The organism is Thioalkalivibrio sp. AKL12, from assembly GCF_000377925.1.
In the GTDB taxonomy this organism is placed as follows: domain Bacteria; phylum Pseudomonadota; class Gammaproteobacteria; order Ectothiorhodospirales; family Ectothiorhodospiraceae; genus Thioalkalivibrio; species Thioalkalivibrio versutus.
Genome location: NZ_KB898889.1, coordinates 17,226 through 39,150, shown reverse-complemented (window position 1 = coordinate 39,150; position 21,925 = coordinate 17,226). Strand labels below are relative to the sequence as shown.

Here is a 21,925-nt window from a genome sequence, read left to right as displayed (position 1 = left end):
TAACACGGGCACGAAAAAGGCCGGCCCGGGGAATTCCCGGGCCGGCCTTGCACTAGCGCCGACTTGTTCTTGAGGGCTTACCGATCAGTTCTGATCGATGAAGTCCGCGGTGAAATCGGCCACGTCATCCGCGAAGAAGTCGCGGAAGAAGTGATCGGCACCGTCCACGGTCATCAGGGTGATGTCGCCGCTGTCCTTCACCACCTCGACCTTCTGCGGAAGATCCGGGACCACGTCGTCCTCGGAGCCCACGATCACCAGCGTCGGGATCTGCATCCCGCGGATCACCGAGGGGGTGTCGTTCTGGCGAGTCGGTTCGTAGTAGCCAAGGAAGGCGCGCGGGGTCACGTCCAGCTCCTCGCAATAGAGGAAGCGCACGTCCTCCATCAGGGTCTCTTCCTGGTTCATGCGCTGCAGTTCGCGGGCACGATCCAGCATCACCTGCAGCGGCAGGCCACTTTGCTCCTCGAAATCCGCCGCAGCCTCATCCTCGTCAAAGGTGGAAGCCGCCACCAGCACCAGGGCGCGGATGCCGTCCGGGTCGTGCTCGGTGAGGTAACGGGCGATCTGGTTGCCGCCACGCGAGTGGCCGAACAGGGTGACGGGGCCATAGCCCTCGTCCTGCAGCCACTCGTGCCACAGGCTGACCTCCTGCAGATGATCATCGACCCCGTGGCGCACCGGGGCGTCGCACTCGAACATGCCCTCGCGCGCTTCGATGCCGTAGCTCAGGTTGATCGACAGCGAGTTCAGCCCGTGGTCGGCCAGCAGATCCTGCACCGCCGCCATCACCTCCATGCGCCCGTGCGCCAGGGTACCGTGCAGCATCAGGACCACGCCGTCGGAGGGGCTCGCGCCCATGCCTTCCTTCATGTGACCGATCAGCGTCCGGTCCTCGTGCTCCAGCGTGACCTTCTCCGCGGCCATCGCCGAGGTGGTAAACATTCCGGCGAACGCGACGGCGGTCAGTGCAATCCAGCGGGACATGGGCATTCCTCCTGTGACTGTTGGTCCGGAAATAGACTCGTTCGTGTTGGGAAAATTCCACCACGCGACCGAAGACCGGCCTGACAGCGCCGGCGCCTCGGCGCATGATAGGACCATCCGGACCGACTGCCTGGCCATCACCTCCCCGGGAGACGCATGAGCGATCGCGACCCGTCACGCGACTGGCACGCACTGAAGACCGACGCGGTGCTCCGGCACCTGGAGGCGAGTGATCGCGGGCTCGCATCCAGCGATGCGCAGGAACGGCTGCAGCAGGTAGGCCCCAACCGTCTGCCGGAGACCGCGCGTACTGGCCCGCTGAAGCGCTTCCTGCTGCAGTTCCACAACGTGTTGATCTATGTGCTGATCGCCGCGGCCGTCGGCACGGCGTTTCTCGGGCACTGGCTGGATACCGGCGTGATCCTCGGGGTGGTGCTGATCAACGCCATCATCGGCTACATCCAGGAAGGCAAGGCCGAGAAGGCCCTGGACGCCATCCGCCAGATGCTCTCGCCCCGCGCCCAGGTGCTGCGCGACGTCCAGCGCCGCAGCATCCCGGCGGAAGAGCTGGTCCCCGGCGACATCGTCTATCTGCAGGCGGGGGATCGCGTCCCGGCGGACCTGCGCCTGACTGGCGCGCACAACATGCGCATCGACGAGGCTGCGCTGACCGGCGAATCGGTCGCCAGCGACAAGCAGACCGACCCGGTGCAGGCCGAGGCCGACCTGGGCGATCGGCGGTGCATGGCCTACTCCGGCACCCTGGTCGCCTTCGGCCAGGGGCGCGGCGTGGTGATCGGCACCGGGGCCGATACCGAGATCGGCCGCATCTCCACCATGATCGGCGAGGTGGAGACCCTGACGACGCCGCTGCTGCGCCAGATCGCGCAGTTCGGCCGCTGGCTGTCGGTGGCGATCGGCATACTGGCCGCGGCCACCTTCGCCTTTGGCTTCTGGGTGCGCGACTACGACCTGGTGGAGACCTTCCTCGCGGCGGTCAGCCTCGCAGTCGCGGCGATCCCCGAGGGCCTGCCGGCGATCATGACCATCACCCTGGCGATCGGGGTACAGCGCATGGCCGCGCGCCACGCGATTATCCGCCGCCTGCCCGCGGTGGAGACCCTCGGCTCGGTCACCACCATCTGCTCGGACAAGACCGGCACCCTGACCCGCAACGAGATGACGGTGAAGAGCATCGTCACCACCGCGGCGGAGTACGAGCTGACCGGGGTGGGCTACGAGCCGCACGGCGGGATTACCCGCGACGGCCAGGAGGCCGATCCGGAATCCGACCCGCTGCTCGCGGAGGTCCTGCGCGGCATCCTCCTGTGCAACGATGCCGAGGTCTACCCGAAGGACGACGCCTGGACCATGGAGGGTGACCCCACCGAGGGGGCCCTGATCACCGCGGCGATGAAGGGCGGGCTGGACCCGAAGCTCGTGAACAAGGAATTTGTGCGCGACGACGTGATCCCGTTCGAATCGTCCTACAAGTTCATGGCCACCCTGCACCACGATCATGAGGGTCACGCCTTCCTCTTCCTCAAGGGCGCGCCAGAACGCGTGCTGTCCCTGTGCAGCCACCAGCGCACTAAAGATGAGGATGAACCGCTGGACTCCGAACACTGGCAACAGTGGATGGATGATGTCGCCGCCCGTGGTCAGCGCCTGCTCGCTCTCGCTACCCGGCGCATGGAAGGGCACCGTCGAGAGCTCGAGTTTGGCGACATCGAGAACGGGGGGCTCACCCTGGTCGCTGTCTGCGGAATCATCGACCCGCCGCGTGAAGAGGCGATCGAAGCGGTGGCTCACTGTCAGGGAGCCGGGATCCGCGTGAAGATGATCACCGGCGATCACGGCGTCACCGCACGGGCGATCGCCGACGAACTGGGCATCAACACCAAAGGCGGTGTGGTGGTCGGCCACGAACTGGACAACACCTCGGACGATGACCTCAAGGCGATAGTCCAGCGCGTCGACGTATTCGCCCGTACCACACCGGAGCACAAACTACGCCTCGTGCGCGCGATTCAGAGCCACGGCGACGTGGTGGCCATGACCGGTGACGGCGTAAACGACTCCCCTGCACTCAAACGCGCCGATGTTGGTGTGGCCATGGGGCTGAAGGGCACCGAGGCCGCACGCGAGGCCTCCGCAATGGTACTGGCCGACGACAACTTCGTCTCCATCGCCAATGCGGTCGAAGAAGGCCGAACTGTCTACGACAACCTGAAAAAGGCGATCATGTTCCTGCTGCCCAGCAACGGGGGGCTGGCCTTCACGATCGTCGCTGCCATTTTGCTGGGTCTGACCCTGCCGCTAACTCCGGTGCAGGTGCTATGGGTCAACATGGTCAGCGCAGTTACCCTCGGCTTGGCGCTGGCCTTCGAACCTACCGAGCCGGGCGTCATGCAACGCCCTCCTCGCCCGCCCAATTCGCCTATCTTGTCCGGCTTCCTGCTCTGGCGCGTCAGTTTCGTGTCCACCCTGCTGGTCGCCGGCGCCTTTGGCCACTTCCTGTGGCTGGAGCAGCAGGGGGCGGAACACGAGTTCGCCCGCACGGTGGCCATCAACACCCTGGTGATGGGGCAGCTGTTCTTCATGCTTACCAGCCGTTCTCTTCTGGCGCCTGCTCTCAGCCATGCAAGCCTCGTCGCCAGCCGACCGGCCCTGGTCGCAATCGGGATCCTGATCGTACTGCAGAGCCTCTTTACCTACGCCCCGCCACTGCAGCTGCTGTTCGGCACCACCGCCATCGGCCTCGAGGAATGGGCCCGCATCCTCGCCTTCGGCCTGATCCTGTTCACTCTGGTCGAACTCGAAAAGACGCTGCTGCGCCGGCGTGGTTTCAACCCCCACCAGTAGCGCCGCTTGACGGTCAGTCTCGTGCCGCGGCGGCGTTCCAGCGCCGCCCCATGCGGCTACCCAGCCACACCCCGGCGATCCACAGCACCAGGGACACGGCCACATAAAGCCCGGCGCGGCCCGCAGCACCCGACTGCATCAGCCACAGGCTCTCGAGACTGAACACCGAGAAGGTCGTAAAGCCGCCGCAGACACCCGCCAGCATGAAGTGACGAAACACCGGGTAGGCCGGGCGGCAGCCGCCCGGCGCGCTGATCGCCGCATACAGCCCGATCAGCCACGATCCGGCCACGTTCACGGCCAGCGTGTCCCAGGGAAAGCCGGTACCGGCCAGGTGCAGCCCGATCCAGGAGACGCCGTAGCGCGCTATGCTGCCGAGCGCAGCCCCCAGCGCCACGAATAGCGAGAGACGCAGCGAATACCCGGTCACGCCGCGCCACCTGCCAGGCGGCCCAGCGCGTGCCCGATGGCCACCAGCGACAGCCCTCCGCCCAGGGTCAGCAGGACGTAGACGAGCGCCGGGCGCAGCCCGTCCTGCTCCGCGACCCCCAGCACCTGCAGGCTGAACGAAGAGACTGTGGTGAAGCTGCCGAGCACGCCCACCACCAGCAACAGCCAGAGCCAGGAGGCGAGCGCCGGCCCCGAGGTCCATCCCAGTGCCAGCCCGATCAGCAGCGCACCGGAGGCATTCACCGCCAGCGTCCCCCACGGGAAGCGGCCGCCCCCGGTGCGGTTGTCGATCCACTGCGACAGCCAGAAGCGCGCCAGCCCCCCAGCGCACCCCCGGCTCCCACCAGCAACAGGCCCTCCCACCACGCGATCATGGCGCCATTGTCAGCGGCACCGCCCAAGCTTTCGAGCATCGGGGTCAGGGAAACACTGACTCATGAACCCACCCGCGTACCCTTCGCGCGACCCCATTCCAGCGCAAACGCCTGGGGGCCAACCGTCGCGGTCGCCGCGGGTCCGGAACCGCCCACCGAAGCGACACCCCTTCGACAAAGGCGCGATGGCGACTGACCGCACATCCAGGCGGCCGCGCCGCAGATCTCAATCCTCGTCGAGAGTGGCAAAGCCTTCGGCCAGATGATCGATCAGGCCGCGCACGGCCGGTAGCTGACCGCGGCGCGACGGGAACACCGCATGCACGATCTCGCGCGGCGGGGCCCAGTCCTCCAGCACCGTAACCAGACGGCCCTCCGCCAGCTCCGTGGTCATCATCATGGTCGGCAACTGCACGATCCCGACCCCGTGGCAGGCGGCAATCCGCAGGGCCGTCATGCTGCGCGTGACCAGGCGCGGCTGGTGGGCAATCCAGGCCTCGCCACCGTCGGGCCCGACAAGGTGCCACTGATAGCGTGCCTGCGGCCGGCTCAGTGCGAGGCTGGGGAGGTCTGCGAGATCCGCGGGCACCTGTGGCGAGCCCTCACGCTGAAGCAGGTCGGGGCTCGCCACCAGCCGCTGGGCCCGGTCGGCCAGGACGCGCAGGACAAGCTCGCTGTCCTCCAGCGGCGGCGGCTCCACGCGGATGGCGATATCGAAGCCTTCCTCGATGACGTCCACGCGGCGGTTGGTCGCGTCCAGGTGCAGCTGCACCCGCGGGTAACGGCGCTGGTATTCCGCCAGCATGGTCGCCACCCGGGCATCCAGCAGTGCGACCGGACAGCTCAGCTTGACCGTGCCACAGGGCTCGTCGCGCAGGCCGTCGATGGCGTCCTGCGCGGCCTCCGCCTGCACCAGCATGGCCTTGCAGAAGCCATGGTAGATGCGCCCGATCTCGGTGACGCCGACCTGCCGGGTGGAGCGCTGCAACAGGCGCACCCCCAGGCGTTCTTCCAGCGCCGCGATCCGGCGACTGAGCTTGGACTTGGGCTCGCCCAGTGCCCGTGCAGCGGGGGCAAACCCGCCGTGCTCGACCACGCGGGCGAAATAGTAGAGATCGTTGAGGTCCTGCATCTTCATCGTTCCGATTATGGAACGGTGAGTGTAATTTTTGCGTACTACCAGCGCCACCGTCCCGCTGTCAGGATTCTCGTCAGGTCATAACTCACGACCTTTCGAGGAGAACGACATGAAGACCATCCTGGGTACATACAGCGCCCCACCCCGCCACTGGGTCGGCAACGGCTTTCCCGTGCGTTCGCTGTTTTCCTACCAGAGTCACGGCCGCCACGTGAGCCCGTTCCTGTTGCTCGACCATGCCGGGCCCATGGATTTCGAACCCGCGACCCGGCCGCGCGGCGTCGGAGAACATCCGCACCGGGGGTTCGAGACCGTCACCATCGTGCTGGATGGCGAGGTGGAACATGCCGACTCCACCGGGGCCGGCGGCGTTATCGGACCGGGCGATGTGCAGTGGATGACCGCCGGTGCCGGCATCCTGCACGAGGAGTTCCATTCCCGGCGCTTCACCCGCACCGGCGGGCGGCTGGAGATGGTGCAGCTCTGGGTCAACCTGCCGTCCCGATACAAGATGACCGCACCGGGCTATCAGCACCTGGGCGTCAGCGACATCCCGGAGATCGCACTGCCGGACGCCGCGGGGCGGCTGCGAGTCATTGCCGGCGAATATGCCGGGCAGCCAGGGCCGGCCCGCACCTTCAGCCCGATGCAGGTGTGGGACCTGCGCCTGGAGCGCGATGGCGAAGTCCGCCTGGACCTGCCGCACGGCTGGAACTCCATGCTGGTGGTACTGCACGGCACCGTTCAGGTGAACGGCAGCGAGATCGCGCGCGGCGGCCAGCTGGTGATGCTGAGTGCGGAACACGAGGGGGTAATCGTCGAATCCAATAACGACGCCACCGTCCTGGTCCTGTCCGGCGAACCCATCGACGAGCCCGTCGTCGGCCAGGGGCCCTTCGTCATGAACACCCCGGACGAGATCCGTCAGGCCATCCGCGACTATCGCGAGGGCCGCCTGCAGGACTCCGCCCCATCCACTTGACCCAACCCCGCGGCGCACCCGCGTCGCGGACTTTCATGCCTGCCCGGCAGGCCTTCACAAGGAGAACGATATGAATCACGACTACACCTACCGCCGCCTCGACAAGGACGATGCCGCGCTGCTGCTGGTCGATCACCAGTCCGGTCTGATCTCGCTGGTCCAGGACTTCGAACCCAGCGAATTCAAGAACAACGTGCTGGCCACGGCTGCCTGCGGCCGGTACTTCGGGTTGCCCACCATCCTGACCACCAGCTTCGAGGCCGGCCCCAATGGACCACTGGTGCCGGAACTGAAGGAGATGTTCCCCGACGCCCCCTACATCGCGCGTCCGGGCAATATCAACGCCTGGGACAACGAGGAATTCCTGGCTGCAGTGAAGGCCACCGGCAAGAAGCAGCTGATCATCGCCGGTGTCGTCACGGAGGTCTGCGTGGCCTTCCCGGCGCTGTCCGCCATCGAGGAGGGCTACGACGTGTTCGTCGTGACCGACGCCTCGGGCACCTTCAACAAGACCACCCGCGATTCCGCCTGGTCCCGCATGGAGGCCGCCGGCGTGCAGCTGATGGGCTGGTTTGCGATGGCCTGCGAACTGCACCGCGACTGGCGCAATGATGTCGAAGGCCTGGGATCGCTGCTCTCCGAGCACATCCCCAACTACCGCAACCTGATGACCAGCTACTTCGCGCGCAACGCGTGAGCCATGAGCTATCGGGGCGGGGGCCATCGCGGCGCCCGCCCTTTTCCGTTTTTATCGATGCGGCCCCGGCGACCTGACGCCAAGGAGGCCTTCACAAGGTCCGGGATCACCGGGGACATGCGCCTCCGGATTGCCGGGATGGTAAAGTGCGGGCCCAGCAAGGGCCGTAAAGGGCCTGCCCTCATTCAAACCGCATTCGTCGCAGGAGCATCATGGCGCAGTACATCTTCACCATGAACGGCGTGGGCAAGATCGTCCCGCCAAAGAAGTACATCCTCAAGGACATCAACCTGAACTTCTTCCCGGGCGCCAAGATCGGCGTGCTGGGTTACAACGGCGCGGGGAAATCCACCCTGCTGCGCATCATGGCCGGCGTGGATACCGACATCGTCGGCGAGGCGCGCCCGCAGCCGGGCATCAACATCGGCTACCTGCCGCAGGAGCCGCAGCTCGACGAGAGCAAGGACGTGCGCGGCAACGTGGAAGAGGCCGTGGCGCCGGTCAAGGAGGCCCTGGCCGAGCTGGATCAGGTATACGCCGCCTATGCCGAGCCGGATGCGGACTTTGATGCCCTGGCCGCCAAGCAGGGCGAGCTGGAGGCGAAGATCGAGGCCGCTGACGGCCACAACCTCGAGCGCAAGCTGGAGGTCGCCGCCGACGCCCTGCGCCTGCCGCCGTGGGATGCCGACGTAAAGACCCTGTCCGGCGGTGAGCGCCGGCGCGTGGCGCTTTGCCGGCTGCTGCTGTCCAGCCCGGACATGCTGATCCTCGACGAGCCGACCAACCACCTGGACGCCGAGTCCGTCGCCTGGCTCGAGCGCTTCCTGCAGGAGTTCCAGGGCACCGTGGTCGCCGTCACCCATGACCGCTACTTCCTCGACAACGTCGCTGGCTGGATCCTCGAGCTCGACCGTGGCCAGGGCATCCCGTTCCAGGGCAACTACTCGCAGTGGCTGGAACAGAAGGAAAAGCGCCTGAAGCAGGAAGAAAAGGCCGAGGCCGCCCGCGTGAAGGCGATGGAATCCGAGCTCGAGTGGGTGCGCTCCAACCCGAAGGGCCGTGGTGCCAAGAGCAAGGCCCGCCTGAAGCGCTTCGAGGAGATCGCCTCCACCGACTACCAGAAGCGCTCCGAGACCAAGGAGATCTACATCCCGCCGGGCCCGCGTCTGGGCGACAAGGTGCTGGAGGTGGACAACCTGTCCAAGCACTTCGGCGATCGCGTGCTCTACCAGGGCCTGTCTCTCTCCGTTCCGCGCGGGGCGCTGATTGGTGTGATCGGCCCGAACGGCGTGGGCAAGACCACCCTGTTCCGCATGATCGCCGGCCAGGAACAACCGGACGAAGGGACCATCGAACTGGGCGAAACCGTGCAGCTGGCGTATGTCGACCAGAGCCGCGATGCCCTGCAGGACGAGAAGACCGTCTGGGAGGAGATCTCCAACGGCCAGGACATCATCCAGGTCGGCAACTTCCAGATGCCGTCACGCGCCTACGTCGGCCGCTTCAACTTCAAGGGCACCGACCAGCAAAAGCGCATGAAGGATCTCTCCGGTGGGGAGCGCAACCGCGTGCACCTGGCCAAGCTGCTGCAAAGCGGCGGCAACTTCCTGCTGCTCGACGAACCGACCAACGACTTGGACGTGGAGACCCTGCGCGCGCTGGAAGAGGCGCTGCTGGACTTCCCCGGCTCCGTGATCGTGATCTCGCATGATCGCTGGTTCCTCGACCGCATCGCCACGCACATCCTCGCGTTCGAGGAAGACGGCAACGTGGTGTTCTTCGACGGCAACTACCAGGAGTACGAGGAGGACCGCCACAAGCGCCTGGGCGCCGCGGCCGACCAGCCGCACCGGGTCAAGTACAAGCGACTCGCCTCCTGATCCACCCCGAAGGCCCGGCACCCGCCGGGCCTTCGGCTTTCCGCCCCGGAACATTGGCCATATGGTCACCGTCAATGCCTGCTGCATCGGGCCAGCCCGCGCCGAGGCTACGGGCTAACCGGCCGAGTCTGCTCCAGGAATGCCTCCGTAAACCCTTCCAGCTCTGCATCTTCGATCAGCCCTTCGCGCCGCATACACCTGAACTGATCAAGCGCCTTCGAGCGGGCATGGCCATCGAAGATGAATGCAAGCCGCTCGTTCGCTTCGTTCAACTGCTGATAGAGACCCAGAAAGCGTTCGTGATTCGACCGGTCGTCCTGTTCCATCGTCGCCCGGCAATTGGCCAGGGCTCGTTCGCAGTAACGATCCAGCGCGGTTTCCTTCAACCGGCTGAACCGCTTCCAGTCCGACTCCTTGATCATTTCGGCCGCCTCCTGAAACTCGATACGTCAGGTGGTCAGGCGTGTGCGCGCCCAACCGCCCGAAAATAATGCAACGGCTGCGCTTGGCCCGCCAACCCTACCGGCGATCGCAGGTCGCGGTCAGGCGCCCGTCCACCGGCTCCCCCGTCATCTCCATATCCGCGAATCGGCCGTCGGCCTGCAGTTCGCTTCCGTCGATCTGGATCAGCGGCTCGGCAGCACCTCCGGCGGCACTAATCCACTGCTGGCCCATGCGGGTCCGATTGGCCTCCAGCACCTCGCCACCCGCACGAAAGTCCCCAAACTGCAGCGACACCGAGTGCGTCAGCATCCCCGCAACCGCATTGCGCGAGGCGAACACCCGCAGCGGGCCGCGATCCGTATCCGCGCGCGCCACCAGCGTCTGGTAGCGGTCATCCGACTCACCCGAGAAATCACAGACCTCCATCTCCAGCACGTACTCATCGCCCTCCAGGACCAGTGTCGCGGCCCCGGCCGCGTGGGCATTCCCGGAAACCAGCGCAACGGAAAACAACGAGACCAGACAGGCGGGCAGGACCAGCGCTCGACGCATACGGGAGCTCCTTCGCATGGGTAGGGGTATGCCGGAAGCTTACCCCATCACCCCGCGAAGCTCCTGCCTCCTGCCATGCGGTCCATCCCGACGGCCGTGCCCCAGTTTCTGGGCGTTGGCCGGCGATGCGGATTCCCTTCGTTCGGGATGTGGTCCATATTCGGGTTAGCGGCCGGATTGTCCGGCCGGTCTGCCTTCGGGACGGAGGGCGATGCAGGGATCCATCAGCAGTACAGGAAGCGCGGGGTCCTCGGACGGCTGCGAGAGGCGACAGGCCCAACCCGAGCGAATCGCGACTTGTCGCCTGCAGATGCACCCAGGGTTCACGCTGGACGACGCGGCCGCGATTGTTCCCTATCTCGCGCGGCTGGGGGTTTCGCATGTCTATCTGTCGCCGATCCTGCAGGCGGTGCGCGGCAGCAGCCACGGCTACGACGTGGTCGACCCCTCGCGGGTCAACGAAGAGCTTGGCGGCGAACCGGCACGCCAGCGCCTGTGCGCGGCGCTGGACGCCGCCGGGATGGGGCTGGTACTGGACATCGTGCCCAACCACATGGCGGTGGCCGGGGACCAGAACCCGTGGTGGTGGGATGTGCTGGAGAACGGCCCGTCCAGCCCGTTTGCGACGTACTTCGACGTCGACTGGGAGTCCTCGGAGGAGCGCTGGCCGAACAAGGTCCTGCTCCCGGTGCTGGGCGATCATTACGGCCGTGTCCTCGAGGCCGGCGAGATCCGCCTGCAATACGGCGCCGGGCTGTTCGACCTCGCCCATTACGAACACCGCTTCCCGCTGGACCCCTCTTCGCTCAACGAGCTGCTCGACCGCGCCTGTCGCGCCACCGGTATCGAGCTGCTGGGCTTTCTCGCGGAATCCTGTGCCCGCCTGCCACAGCCGCATCTGATCGCACACCATTCGGTGGCACGGCGCCACCGCGACCAGGACGTGATCCGCCAGCTTCTGGACGACACGACCCGCCAGGACCCGGCAGCCGCCGAGGCAATCGCGGCCGAGGTCGAACGGATCAACGCCGACCCCGATGCCCTGGACGCGCTGATCGAAAAACAGAACTACCGGCTGGCCTGGTGGCGCACCGCCGGACGCGACCTTGGCTACCGGCGGTTTTTCGACATCAACGACCTGGCCGGGCTGCGTCAGGAGAAGGAGGAGGTATTCCAGGCCGTGCATGCGTTGCCGGTCCGCTGGGTGGCGGAAGGCTCGGTGCACGGCCTGCGGGTCGACCACCCGGACGGCCTGCGCGACCCCGGGCAGTACTTCAACCAGTTGCACCGCACCTGTCCGGACACCTGGATCGTCGCCGAGAAGATCCTCGAGCCCGGCGAACAGCTGCCGGGCGACTGGCCGATCGCCGGCACCACCGGCTACGACTTCCTCAACCGCGTGCAGGGGCTGTTCGCGGACCCGGCCGGCGAGGCCCCGCTGACGCGGCTCTTCGAGGAGCTCACCGGCGAGGGATCCGACTACCCCGGACTGGTCTACGAATCCAAGCGGCAGGTACTCAAGGACCTGCTCGGCAGCGAACTCAATCGCCTGAGCTCGCTGTTCGTGGATATCTGCGAACGCCACCGCCGCCACCGCGACTACACCCGCCACGAGTTGTACCTCGCCCTGCTGGAGGCGGCGGCCTGCTTCCCGGTCTACCGCACCTACGTCACCCCACGCGAAGGCGGCGTGACGGCGGCCGACGTCGGCTGCGTGGAGACCGCGATCCAGCAGGCCGCCGAGCGCCGCCCGGAGCTGGACAGCGAGCTGCTGCAGTTCCTGCGCAACCTGCTTCTGCTGCGCATCCCTGGCGAGCGCGAGACCGAGCTCGCCCTGCGCTTCCAGCAGCTGACAGGCCCGGCGATGGCCAAGGGCGTAGAGGATACCGCGCTGTACCGCTTCCACCGCCTGACGGCACTCAACGAGGTCGGCGGCGGCCCGGGAAGCTTCGGGTTGTCGGTGGACGAATTCCACGAGGCCAGCGCCCGGGCCCGGGCGCTGCACCCCGAGGCGATGCTGGCCACCTCGACCCATGACACCAAGCGCAGCGAGGACGTACGCGCCCGCCTGCTGCTGCTCTCCGAGATGCCGGAGGCCTGGGCCAGGAGCGTGCGTCGCTGGATGCGTCACAACGCCCGCCACCGCAGTGGTGGGTGGCCGGACCCGGCCACCGAGTACCTGTACTACCAAACGCTGGTCGGCGCCTGGCCGATCGACGCCGAGCGCATCACGGCCTACATGGAAAAGGCCGCCCGCGAGGCCAAGCAGCACACCAGCTGGACCCATCCGCAGGAGGACTACGAGCAGGCCCTGCACGATTTCGTGGCCGGCACCCTGGACGACCCGGGGTTTCGCGAATCGCTGGAGTCGTTCCTGCAGCCGCTGGTCGCTCCCGGCCGCACCAACAGCCTGGCGCAGACCCTGATCAAGCTCACCGCGCCGGGCATCCCGGACATCTACCAGGGCAGCGAGCTGTGGGACCTGAGCCTGGTCGATCCGGACAACCGCCGCCCGGTGGACTTCGAGACGCGCGCCCGGCTGCTGGAGAAACTCGCCCACCTCTCGCCGGCGCAGATCAGCGCCCGCGCCGATGAGGGCCTGCCCAAGCAGTGGGTGACGCACCAGGCCCTGGCCCTGCGCCGCCGCCACCCGGAGTGGTTCCGCCCGGATGCGGCCTACACCCCGCTGCGCGCCAGTGGCGAACGCGCCGGGCATGCGATCGCCTACCTGCGCGGCGAAGGCGCCCTGGTGCTGGTGCCGCGCCTGGTGCTCGGCCTGGCGGGCGACTGGCTCGACACCCGCCTGCGGCTGCCGCCCGGCACCTGGCACAACCGACTGTCCGGCGAGGCTCTGCAAGGCGGCGACTGCCAGGTCGCGGAGATCCTCGATGCGTTTCCGGTGGCCCTGCTCGAACGCGAGGAGGCAACGCAATGACGACCGTGCGCGTGTGGGCCCCCGAGGCGAATCAGGTCGAACTGGAGTGCGGTGGCAGCCGCATGCCAATGGACCGCCGCGCGGACGGCTGGTGGTCGCTGCAGACCTCGCGGGTGGTGCACGGCAGCGACTATGCCTTCCGCGTCGACGGCAACGGCCCGTTCCCCGACCCGCGCTCCGCCTGGCAGCCGCAGGGCGTGCACGGCCCGTCGCGCTGGCTGGAGCATTCCCGCTTCGTCTGGAACGACGCCGGCTGGCAGGCGCCGCCGCTGGCCGCGGCGGTGATCCAGGAGATCCACGTCGGCACTTTTACCCCGGAAGGCAGCTTCGACGGCGTGATCGACCGCCTCGATCACCTGGTCGACCTCGGCATCACCCACCTGGAGCTGATGCCGGTGGCGGCATTCCCCGGCGAGCGCGGCTGGGGCTACGACGGGGTCGACCTGTACGCACCGCACCACGCCTACGGGGGCCCCGATGGCCTGAAACGGCTGGTGGATGCCTGCCACCGCCGCGGCATCGCGGTGCTGCTGGACGTGGTCTACAACCACCTCGGCCCGGATGGCAACTACCTGGCGCAGTTCGGCCCCTATTTCACCGACCACTACCAAACCCCGTGGGGCGACGCCGTGAACCTCGACGGCCCCGACAGCGATAGCGTGCGCCGCTTCTTCATCTACAACGCCCTGATGTGGCTGCGCGACTACCACCTCGACGGCCTGCGCATCGACGCGGTACACGCGATTGTCGATACCTCGGCCACCCATTTCCTGGAGCAACTCGCCGCCGAGGTGCAGCGCCTGGGGCGGGCGCTCGGGCGGCATCTGGTGGTGATCGCGGAGAACGACCGTAACGACCCGCGCGTGGCGCGGCCGGTAGAGGCCGGCGGCTACGGGCTGGACGCGCAGTGGAACGAGGACTTCCATCACGCACTGCATGCCCTGCTGACCAGGGAATCCGACGGGTACTACGCGGACTTCGGACGCCTGGCGGATGTCGCCCGGGCGCTGACGCGAGGCCTCGTCTATGACGGGCGCTACTCCCACTATCGCCGGCGTACCCACGGGCGACCGGCCTCCGACCTGCCCGGCCGGCGGTTCATCGGCTGCCTGCAAAACCACGACCAGGTTGGCAATCGGGCCCTGGGGGACCGAATCAGTGAAGGCGTCTCGCCGGGACTACTGAAGATTGGAGCGGCCCTGGTGATGACCAGTCCCTTCGTGCCCATGCTGTTCCAGGGGGAGGAATGGGCGGCCGCGACGCCGTTTTTGTATTTCACCGATCACACGGACACCGACCTGGGGCGCGCGGTGACCGAAGGCCGCCAGCGCGAGTTCGCGGCCTTCCGGCGGGACACCGATGCCGGCAGCATCCCGGACCCGCAATCCATCGAGACCTTCGAACAATCCCGCCTGGACTGGGACGAGCTCGAACGCGAGCCGCATGCCGACATCTTGCAGTGGTACCGGGCCCTGATCGCCCTGAGGCATGCCCACTCGGCGTTCGGCGACGACCGTCTGGAGGCGATCGAGGCGCATTTCGACGAGGCGGCACGCTGGTTGATCGTGCACCGGTCGGGACTGCGGGTGGTGTGCAACCTGCACCCTGCCCCGCAACGGCTGGCGTGCCCGGGTGCGGCGGCCGGTCACCTCCTGCTCCAGTCCGATACAGGTATCGTGGTGGGTCCGGACACCCTGGAGCTGCCCGGCGAGTCCGTCGTGATCCTGGACGCGCCTGCCCCCTCCTGCCTGCCCGGCCAACCGTCCATGTCAAAGGAGTGATCCAGTGACCGTATCCGACCGCCCCGTACACCGCATTGACGGCTACCTGCCGATCGAGGAGCACGGCCTGATCGGGAACTGCACGACTGCCGCCCTGGTCGGTCGCGACGGGACCATCCCCTGGATGTGCGTCCCCCGCTTTGACTCCGAACCCTTGTTCTGCGCGCTGCTGGATCACCAGCGCGGCGGCGCCTTCACCGTGGCCCCGGAACCCCTGGTCACCTCGCACCAGCGCTATATTCCGGATACCGCCGTCCTGATCACCGAGATGACCGGACCAGAGGGGCGCGTCCGGGTGACCGACTGTCTGCCCCTGCGCGCAGGGGCAGACCTCTCGGAGGACGCACCCGCCGGACGGAATGAGCTGCTTCGCCGGATCGAGGTGCTGGAGGGCCGGGTACACCTGCGGGTCCGCGTTACTCCCCGGGGCGGGGCGGATTTGTATCCGCACGGGGCCGGGCTGGGCCTGGCGTTGCACCGCCAGCCCGACCTGGAACTGGCCCTGAGCTCGTCCCTGCCGCTGGAGGACGCGGACAGCCTGCATGAACTGGAGGCCGGGGAGCAGCATCACGTGCTCCTCGGGTGGGGGCCGCATACGCATCGGTTCCAGCCCCGCACCCCGCAGGACCTGCTCGAGGCCACCCTGCTGGTCTGGCGACGCTGGATGACGCACTTCAGCTATGAAGGGCCTCGCGAGGACCTCGTCCGCCGCTCGGCTGTCACCCTCAAGCAGATGGACTACACCGCGACCGGGGCCATGATCGCGGCACCGACATCCTCCCTGCCGGAGGCGATCGGCGGCCCGCGCAACTGGGATTACCGCTACGCGTGGATCCGCGATGCGGCGTTCTCGGTGTATGCGATGAGCGACATCGGCATGACCCACGAGGCCGCCGGGTTTATCGGCTGGGCCCTGGACGCCGTCGATCGCGCGGGCTGGCCCCGGGTGCTGTACGACGTGGACGGCCACCTCCCGCAACCGGAGCGCAGCGATCCCGAACTGGAGGGCTACCGTGGTTCGGGACCCGTTCGCTGGGGGAACGGCGCGGTCGAACAGCGCCAGCATGACGTGTTCGGGGAGATCCTCGATTGCGCCTGGCGCTGGGTACGCTGGGGCGGCACGCTGGACGATCACCTGTGGCAGCGCCTGCGGCGCCTGGTCGAGTCCGCCAAGACCGAATGGAAAAACCCCGACCACGGGATCTGGGAAGTGCGCACAGCCGGACGACCGTTTACCTACTCCGCCGCCCTGTGCGCGGTGGCCCTGGAGCGCGGAGCCGCGCTGGCCGAGCACAATGGAATGGGCGGGGACAGCGCCCTCTGGCGCTCCGAGGCGCGGCAGATCCACGAGGCGATCCTGGAACAGGCCTGGGACCCCGAACTCCAGAGCCTGACCGAACATCTGGGCGGCGGCGGCATCGACGCGAGTCTGCTGGCACTACCCGGACGCGGCGTCATCCCCGCGGATCACCCGAAGATGGTGGCCACTACCGTGGCCGTCGTCCGGCGCCTGGGTGCCGGCAACGGCCTGCTCTACCGCTATCTGCCGGAGGAATCCCCGGACGGACTGCCCGGGCACGAGGGTGCGTTTGTGCTGTGCAGCTTCTGGCTGGTCGACAATCTGGTCGGGCAGGGTCGACTGGAGGAGGCCCAGGCGCTATACGACTCCCTGTGCGACCGCACCAATGCGCTGGGTCTGCTCCCGGAACAGATCGACCCCGCTAGCGGCAATTTCCTCGGCAACTTCCCGCAGGCGTTCAGCCACGTCGGCCTGATTTCGAGCGGCATCAAGCTCGCGCGGGCGCTGGAGCGAAGCCGGGAGCGTTGAGAACAGTCAACTCACGTTAAGTGGTGCCCGAGGCCCGAAAGGCCTCCGGACTGGGGAGACACCCTCTTCAGGCGGTCGGCATCATCGAGGAGTGGTGATGGACGATCTTCCATCCCCCGTCACGGTTCTCGTAGACGAAGGTGTAGCGCGCGGGGACTTCCTTGGTCTCACCGCCATCCGTCACGCGAAAGGTGTAGGTGCCGGCATCCGTGAGCTTGTTGCAGCCAAGCTTCACGTTACGGGTGTTGATCGTCCCAAAGGGCTTCTTCTCCAGGAAGTGCTCGAAGTAGTCCTGGATCTCGGCGTGCGTGGTGCGCGGGACGTTGGAGACGGTCGGGAGCAGAACAGCGTCCTCGGCATAGCGCTCGGCGACCTTGCGCGCGTCACCCGTCTGCAGGGCCGCGTTCCAGCCCTCGAACAGTTCCTCGGCCAGTCGGCGGGTCGCCGGCGCACAGACCACGCAGCTCTCGTTGGCTGGGGTATCGATCGCGCCGAACCGGGGGTCACCGCCGGTCCCGGTCACCGGATGGTGTTGATCGCGGTGCGAGGCACTCAGGCTCAGGCGCGCGCGCGGCGCCTGGTCGGCGTTGATGAACTGGGTGCCGCTGATACGCGGTCGGCTGCTCGTGGTCACTGACTGATCTCCGAGTTCGGCCGTTAGCGGCCGGGTAATCCGTGAATTGTAAGGTACGCTCCCGGGCCTGTCATTCCGGGCTCGCCCCGAATGAGTCCGCTGTCAGCGCCCCCCTGCAGATTGGGCCGCTGCGCTTGCAATGACCTCTTGTGGTCAGCTCGCCTGGGCCTTGAAGGCCGCAAGGAGATCCTCGACCTGGCCGCGCACGCGCGCCTCGTCCTGGATCGCGAAGTCGAGAAAGGTCTGCGCGACCACCGACAGGACCTTCTGCCTGGGGTGAACGATGTGCCACTGGCGGTGAATCGGGAAGTGCTCCACATCCAGCAGTGCTACCGGCCCGCCCGCCCCCTCCGCGCTGAGGGTGTGCAACGACAGCACCGCAATCCCCAGGCCGCCGATTACCGCCTGCTTGATCGCCTCGTTGGAGCCGAGCTCCATGCGCACCGTCGGGCTGATCCCGTGCTCCTGGAACAGCTTGAGCGTTGCCTCGCGGATCCCGGAGCCCGGCTCGCGCATCAGGAACGTCTCCTGTTCCAGGCGTTCGATCGGGATGTTGCGCTGTCCGACGAGCGGGTGATCGCGGCTGGCCATCACCACCAGCGGGTTCGGCGCGAACGGATACACCGCGATGTCGGTCAGCCGCTCGGGCACGTGTCCAATGATGTACAGATCGTCATCGTTGTTGGCCAGGCGCTGCAGCACACGGTCGAAGTTGCTGACCTCCAGCGACAGTTCAATGTCCGGATAGCGCTTGGCGAACTGCCCGAGGATCGTCGGCGCGAAGTACTGCGCGGTGGTGATCACCGCCAGGCGCAGCCTCCCCCTCTTGAGCCCGTGCATTTCCGCGAGCTTCATCTCCAGGTTGGTCAGCGCGCCGAGCATCTCGCGGCAGGTGTCGTACAGCAACAGCCCGACCTCGGTGGGGAAGGCCTTGCGCCCAACGTACTCGAACAGCGGCAGGCCGAGGGCGCCGGAGAGCTTCTTGATCTGGATGGAGACGGTGGGCTGGGTCAGGTAAAGCTCTTCCGCCGCACGGGTAAAGCTACCCAGGCGCACGATCGCTTCGAACACCTGCAGCTGGCGCAGGGTGGCGTGCCGGATCAGGTGCGCCGGCAGTTCGGATTTCAGCATCACCTGCGGAAGGCCGGACTCCTTCTGCGGTGTCGTGCCGGTCCCTTTCCTGGCCATGTTAGTGCCCGTGCCCCCTACCGGGTGAGACCGGCGTACAGCATCGGCAGCTTTTCCGGGAGCCGTTCGATACGATCCAGCACCATGAAGTGCTGTGCCCCGAAGATCCGTTCAACGTACTCGTCGGCGTTCGGGTCCAGGCTGATACAGAAGCTGTAGACGCCGTTCTTGCCCACCTCTTCCACCGCACGCTTCGCGTCCTGACGCAGGTACTGCGGGTCGCGCACATCGGTATCCGCCGGCTCGCCGTCGGTCACGATCAACAGCAGCTTCTTCTGCGTCCCCTGTTGCTGCAGCAGATGCCCGGCATGCCGAACGGCCGCGCCCATGCGAGTGGAAAGCTGACCCTTCATCCCGGCCAGTCGTGCCCGGGCGTGATCGTCGTAGGGGGCGCCGAAGTCCTTGAAGCGGTAGTACTCGACATCGTGGCGACCATCCGAGGCAAAGCCGTGGATGGCGAAGGGATCGCCAATCTTGGAGATTGCCCCGCCCAGCAGAGCGGTGGCCTCGCGCGCCAGCTGAACCACACTGGTGTCCGTACCCTGGACCATCTCGTTGGTGGACTCGGACAGATCCAGCAGCACCAGCACCGACAGATCGCGCACCTGGCGGATATTGCGCACGTAGATGCGCTCGTCCGGCTGCCGCCGCATGCGCAGATCGATCTGCGCATCGACCAGCGCGTTCAAGTCCAGCTCGTCGCCCTCGGCCTGTTTGCGCAGACGCTGGACGCCCTGCGGTTGCATCGCCTCGATCAGGAACTTCAGGCGCGAGATCAGCGGCTTGTGCTTTTCGTTAATCGCGTCGATCTCGGCCACGTCGCCCTTCTGCGGGCGCCGCTCCAGCAGGGTTACCCAGTGGGGGCGTTCCAGCTGCATCTGGTAGTCCCACTCGTGGTAGTGGTAGGGCAGCGAGATCGGCTCCTTGCCCTCCTGCTGGTTGATGCTTTCCTCTTCGCCGTCCCGGAACCATTCGGTCGCCAGCACCATGATCATCTGGGCATCGTCCCCAGCGCCAGGGACATCGAGGGTGTTGATCATCTCCATGGGGGTCACGTAGACGCGTTCCTGGTTCGAACCGCTGGCCATCAGCGTCTCGAAGTCGTCTTCCTCGCGCCCGAACGCCCACATGTAGCGATTGTCGTCACGGTAGAGCACATCCGGCGCGACCTGCCGCGGGTTCATGTAGCCCTGCTCCGGAAATTCCGGCGCCAGGGCCTCGGCCAGGGCGCGCGCCAGGCCGGGGGCCTCGAGATCCTCGGTCCGTTCGGCCAGCGCCGCACGGGCCCTGGTCACGAACGGATGGTCGTCGCGGTAGTCCGGGTCCAGCAGGGCCCGTGCGGTGCGGGCCAGCAGGGCCTGCGGCGCTTCACCGTCGTCCGGGGTCGCGGTATGCAGGGGTGTCCAGAGGTTGCGCAAACCCGGGAAACCCTGGCTTGCCAGGGCCTCCACGCGGGCATCCTCGAACAACTCGCTCAACACGCCGGTCACGCCGCGCGGCGCCTCCTCTGGCTGCATTTCCCGCGTGTAGACCACATGGGCCGCGGCATGGGCCGCCGCCGCACGGTAGAGATCGAGCCCGGTCAGGCCTTCCCAGTCGTCGAAGGCATCCGGCAGGAAGATCGTGAAGCCCTCGATGTAGGGCTTGTAACCCTCGCGGGACTCAAAGTCGCCACTCGTCGGCCGCATGAAGAAATCGCGCGCCCAGAGCGAACGCAGGTAGAGGTTGATGCGCCGCTGCACATCCACGAACAGCGTGCCGCGTCGCTCCTTCTGGAATACCGAACGGGACTCGGGCGATTCCAGACCAAAATAGGCGATCTGTTCCTCGAGGTCGGTACGGTGGGCCTGCGCGCCCCAGGTCGCCCAACGGCGCAACCCACCCAGCGTCAGTTGCGATAGCAACTCGTCGAGGTGTTCAAGCATCGGCCGAACGCCGCGTGGCGCCTGCCCCAGCAGGTTGTCGACCAGGCGCAGATATCCCCCGAACAGGCGCAGGTCACCCAGGCGTCGCGCCGCAATCGGGCTGGTGGAGATCAACAGCGTGATCACCGCGCCGCTGGTCTTGGAGTACATCTTGATCGCCGAGCTCACCAGCTCGCCGACCGCATCCTCGCCCAGTTCCTGCGCCAGATCCGGCGCCTCCTGGACGAAGGCCACGACCATCTCCGAACCTCGCCCCAGAGAGTGCAGGCTGCGTGCGCCTTCCAGGTAGTAGCGCTTCAGACCACCTGTACTGAAGGCCCTAGTCGCTTCCTGCCACGAGGCCTCGAGGACCTCGGCGGCCTGCCCCCCGAGGTCCTCGAGGAGGTCCTGGTATTCCTCCAGATGGATGCTCATCGTGTTCGGCGCATGCGCCTAGAAGAACGTCGTGACGGCAGAGTCGAGCGCGTCGCGCATATCGGGGTCGTCCGTGATCGGACGTACCAGGGCCATACGGCACGCGGCGAGCGGCGCGACGCCCTTGGCAATCAACGACGCGGCGTACACCAGCATGCGGGTCGAGATCCCCTCGTCCAGCCCGTGGCCCTTCAGATTGCGCGCGCGCTCCGCGACGCTGACCAGCTTGCTGGCCATATCCTCGTTGACCCCGCCTTCGTGGACCACAATCCGCGTTTCGGTTGCGTGATCCGGGTAGTTGAAGTCCAGCGCGCCGAAGCGCTGCTTGGTCGACTCTTTCAGGTCCTTCATCAGGCTCTGATAGCCCGGGTTGTACGAGATCACCACCTGAAAATCCGGATGCGCCTCGACCATCTCGCCCTTCTTCTCCAGCGGCAGCATGCGACGATTGTCGGTCAGCGGGTGGATCACGACGGTCGTATCCTGGCGCGCCTCGACGATCTCGTCGAGGTAGCAGATCGCCCCGTGGCGTGCCGCCTGGGTCAGCGGGCCGTCCTGCCAGCGCGTGCCGTTGGCATCCAGCAGATAGCGCCCCACCAGATCCGAGGCAGTCATGTCCTCGTTACACGAGACGGTAATCAGCGGCTTGCGCAGCTTCCAGGCCATATGCTCGACAAAGCGCGTCTTGCCGCAACCCGTGGGGCCCTTGAGCATCATCGGCATGCGCACCGAATAGGCAGCCTCGTACAGCTCCACCTCATCCGCCGTGGACTGATAGTAAGGCTCCTCGGTGATCAGGTGATCGCGTAGTTCGTCCTGCATGTTTCGACTCCTCAATCAGAAAGGCCGGG

Annotated in this window: 16 protein-coding genes and 1 pseudogene; 7 read left to right on the top strand and 10 right to left on the bottom strand. The window is 66.8% G+C overall.

Annotated features, from left to right (window positions below):
* Nucleotides 1-84: 84 nt before the first annotated feature.
* A complete protein-coding gene (locus D579_RS0100180) occupies nucleotides 85-987 on the bottom strand; it encodes an alpha/beta hydrolase (protein WP_018950696.1) in 903 nt (300 codons plus the stop codon).
* A gap of 156 nt (nucleotides 988-1,143) precedes the next feature.
* Here D579_RS0100180 and D579_RS0100175 point away from each other — a divergent pair, with 156 nt between their 5' ends.
* Complete coding sequence (locus D579_RS0100175) at nucleotides 1,144-3,852, top strand: cation-transporting P-type ATPase (protein ID WP_018950695.1); 2,709 nt, start codon at nucleotides 1,144-1,146, stop codon at nucleotides 3,850-3,852.
* A 13-nt stretch (nucleotides 3,853-3,865) separates the two neighbouring features.
* Here D579_RS0100175 and D579_RS0100170 read toward each other — a convergent pair whose 3' ends face one another.
* From D579_RS0100170 to D579_RS0100160, 3 genes and pseudogenes are all read right to left on the bottom strand, one after another.
* Nucleotides 3,866-4,282: a CrcB family protein gene (locus D579_RS0100170; RefSeq protein WP_018950694.1), complete on the bottom strand. Its 417-nt coding sequence runs from the start codon at nucleotides 4,280-4,282 to the stop codon at nucleotides 3,866-3,868.
* A pseudogene (gene crcB, locus D579_RS14085) lies at nucleotides 4,279-4,676 on the bottom strand (fluoride efflux transporter CrcB). Before crcB ends, D579_RS0100170 begins: the two are co-directional and overlap by 4 nt.
* Before the next feature lie 226 nt (nucleotides 4,677-4,902).
* Nucleotides 4,903-5,814, bottom strand: coding sequence for a LysR family transcriptional regulator (locus tag D579_RS0100160; RefSeq protein WP_018950692.1), 912 nt, complete (start codon nucleotides 5,812-5,814; stop codon nucleotides 4,903-4,905).
* A gap of 109 nt (nucleotides 5,815-5,923) precedes the next feature.
* On the opposite strand from D579_RS0100160, the gene D579_RS0100155 reads away from it, so the two are divergent.
* The 3 genes from D579_RS0100155 to ettA all read left to right on the top strand — a co-directional run bounded on the left by D579_RS0100155 (nucleotide 5,924) and on the right by ettA (nucleotide 9,373).
* Complete coding sequence (locus D579_RS0100155; RefSeq protein WP_018950691.1) at nucleotides 5,924-6,796, top strand: pirin family protein; 873 nt, start codon at nucleotides 5,924-5,926, stop codon at nucleotides 6,794-6,796.
* Between the two features lie 70 nt (nucleotides 6,797-6,866).
* Entirely contained in the window at nucleotides 6,867-7,493 is a 627-nt protein-coding gene (gene ycaC / locus D579_RS0100150) for an isochorismate family cysteine hydrolase YcaC (protein WP_018174436.1), read from the top strand.
* Between the two features lie 212 nt (nucleotides 7,494-7,705).
* Nucleotides 7,706-9,373, top strand: coding sequence for an energy-dependent translational throttle protein EttA (gene ettA, locus D579_RS0100145; protein WP_018950690.1), 1,668 nt, complete (start codon nucleotides 7,706-7,708; stop codon nucleotides 9,371-9,373).
* A gap of 107 nt (nucleotides 9,374-9,480) precedes the next feature.
* Here the strand turns inward: ettA and D579_RS0100140 are convergent, their stop codons facing one another.
* Together D579_RS0100140 and D579_RS0100135 are read right to left on the bottom strand one after the other, a co-directional pair.
* On the bottom strand, nucleotides 9,481-9,795 hold the full coding sequence (locus D579_RS0100140) for a hypothetical protein (protein WP_018950689.1): 315 nt from the start codon (nucleotides 9,793-9,795) through the stop codon (nucleotides 9,481-9,483).
* 97 nt (nucleotides 9,796-9,892) lie between these two features.
* Nucleotides 9,893-10,369, bottom strand: a complete 477-nt coding sequence (locus tag D579_RS0100135; protein WP_018168608.1) for a hypothetical protein — start codon at nucleotides 10,367-10,369, stop codon at nucleotides 9,893-9,895.
* A 211-nt stretch (nucleotides 10,370-10,580) separates the two neighbouring features.
* On the opposite strand from D579_RS0100135, the gene treY reads away from it, so the two are divergent.
* From treY to D579_RS0100120, 3 genes are read left to right on the top strand one after another with little or no spacing between them, the layout of a single operon-like run.
* Complete coding sequence (gene treY, locus D579_RS0100130; RefSeq protein WP_026289384.1) at nucleotides 10,581-13,304, top strand: malto-oligosyltrehalose synthase; 2,724 nt, start codon at nucleotides 10,581-10,583, stop codon at nucleotides 13,302-13,304.
* Nucleotides 13,301-15,085, top strand: coding sequence for a malto-oligosyltrehalose trehalohydrolase (gene treZ, locus D579_RS0100125; RefSeq protein WP_018950687.1), 1,785 nt, complete (start codon nucleotides 13,301-13,303; stop codon nucleotides 15,083-15,085). The genes treY and treZ overlap by 4 nt, the downstream gene beginning before the upstream one ends.
* Nucleotides 15,086-15,089: 4 nt before the next feature.
* Entirely contained in the window at nucleotides 15,090-16,913 is a 1,824-nt protein-coding gene (locus D579_RS0100120; RefSeq protein WP_018937831.1) for a glycoside hydrolase family 15 protein, read from the top strand.
* Between the two features lie 67 nt (nucleotides 16,914-16,980).
* Here the strand turns inward: D579_RS0100120 and D579_RS0100115 are convergent, their stop codons facing one another.
* The 4 genes from D579_RS0100115 to D579_RS0100100 all read right to left on the bottom strand — a co-directional run bounded on the left by D579_RS0100115 (nucleotide 16,981) and on the right by D579_RS0100100 (nucleotide 21,896).
* Complete coding sequence (locus D579_RS0100115) at nucleotides 16,981-17,547, bottom strand: SgcJ/EcaC family oxidoreductase (protein ID WP_018168604.1); 567 nt, start codon at nucleotides 17,545-17,547, stop codon at nucleotides 16,981-16,983.
* 153 nt (nucleotides 17,548-17,700) lie between these two features.
* On the bottom strand, nucleotides 17,701-18,678 hold the full coding sequence (locus tag D579_RS0100110) for a LysR family transcriptional regulator (RefSeq protein WP_018168603.1): 978 nt from the start codon (nucleotides 18,676-18,678) through the stop codon (nucleotides 17,701-17,703).
* 74 nt (nucleotides 18,679-18,752) lie between these two features.
* A complete protein-coding gene (locus tag D579_RS0100105) occupies nucleotides 18,753-21,074 on the bottom strand; it encodes a nitric oxide reductase activation protein NorD (protein WP_018950686.1) in 2,322 nt (773 codons plus the stop codon).
* A gap of 18 nt (nucleotides 21,075-21,092) precedes the next feature.
* Nucleotides 21,093-21,896 (bottom strand): CbbQ/NirQ/NorQ/GpvN family protein, encoded by an 804-nt coding sequence (locus D579_RS0100100; RefSeq protein ID WP_018144344.1) that lies wholly within the window; start codon nucleotides 21,894-21,896, stop codon nucleotides 21,093-21,095.
* Between the last annotated feature and the right edge of the window lie 29 nt (nucleotides 21,897-21,925).

Excerpts from the sequence above, each read along its gene's own strand:
- D579_RS0100180 (WP_018950696.1), bottom strand. The coding sequence starts at position 987 with ATGTCCCGCTGGATTGCACTGACCGCCGTCGCGTTCGCCGGAATGTTT.
- D579_RS0100175 (WP_018950695.1), top strand. The coding sequence starts at position 1,144 with ATGAGCGATCGCGACCCGTCACGCGACTGGCACGCACTGAAGACCGAC.
- D579_RS0100160 (WP_018950692.1), bottom strand. The coding sequence starts at position 5,814 with ATGAAGATGCAGGACCTCAACGATCTCTACTATTTCGCCCGCGTGGTC.
- D579_RS0100155 (WP_018950691.1), top strand. The coding sequence starts at position 5,924 with ATGAAGACCATCCTGGGTACATACAGCGCCCCACCCCGCCACTGGGTC.
- ycaC (WP_018174436.1), top strand. The coding sequence starts at position 6,867 with ATGAATCACGACTACACCTACCGCCGCCTCGACAAGGACGATGCCGCG.
- ettA (WP_018950690.1), top strand. The coding sequence starts at position 7,706 with ATGGCGCAGTACATCTTCACCATGAACGGCGTGGGCAAGATCGTCCCG.
- D579_RS0100140 (WP_018950689.1), bottom strand. The coding sequence starts at position 9,795 with ATGATCAAGGAGTCGGACTGGAAGCGGTTCAGCCGGTTGAAGGAAACC.
- D579_RS0100135 (WP_018168608.1), bottom strand. The coding sequence starts at position 10,369 with ATGCGTCGAGCGCTGGTCCTGCCCGCCTGTCTGGTCTCGTTGTTTTCC.
- treY (WP_026289384.1), top strand. The coding sequence starts at position 10,581 with ATGCAGGGATCCATCAGCAGTACAGGAAGCGCGGGGTCCTCGGACGGC.
- treZ (WP_018950687.1), top strand. The coding sequence starts at position 13,301 with ATGACGACCGTGCGCGTGTGGGCCCCCGAGGCGAATCAGGTCGAACTG.
- D579_RS0100110 (WP_018168603.1), bottom strand. The coding sequence starts at position 18,678 with ATGCTGAAATCCGAACTGCCGGCGCACCTGATCCGGCACGCCACCCTG.
- D579_RS0100105 (WP_018950686.1), bottom strand. The coding sequence starts at position 21,074 with ATGAGCATCCATCTGGAGGAATACCAGGACCTCCTCGAGGACCTCGGG.
- D579_RS0100100 (WP_018144344.1), bottom strand. The coding sequence starts at position 21,896 with ATGCAGGACGAACTACGCGATCACCTGATCACCGAGGAGCCTTACTAT.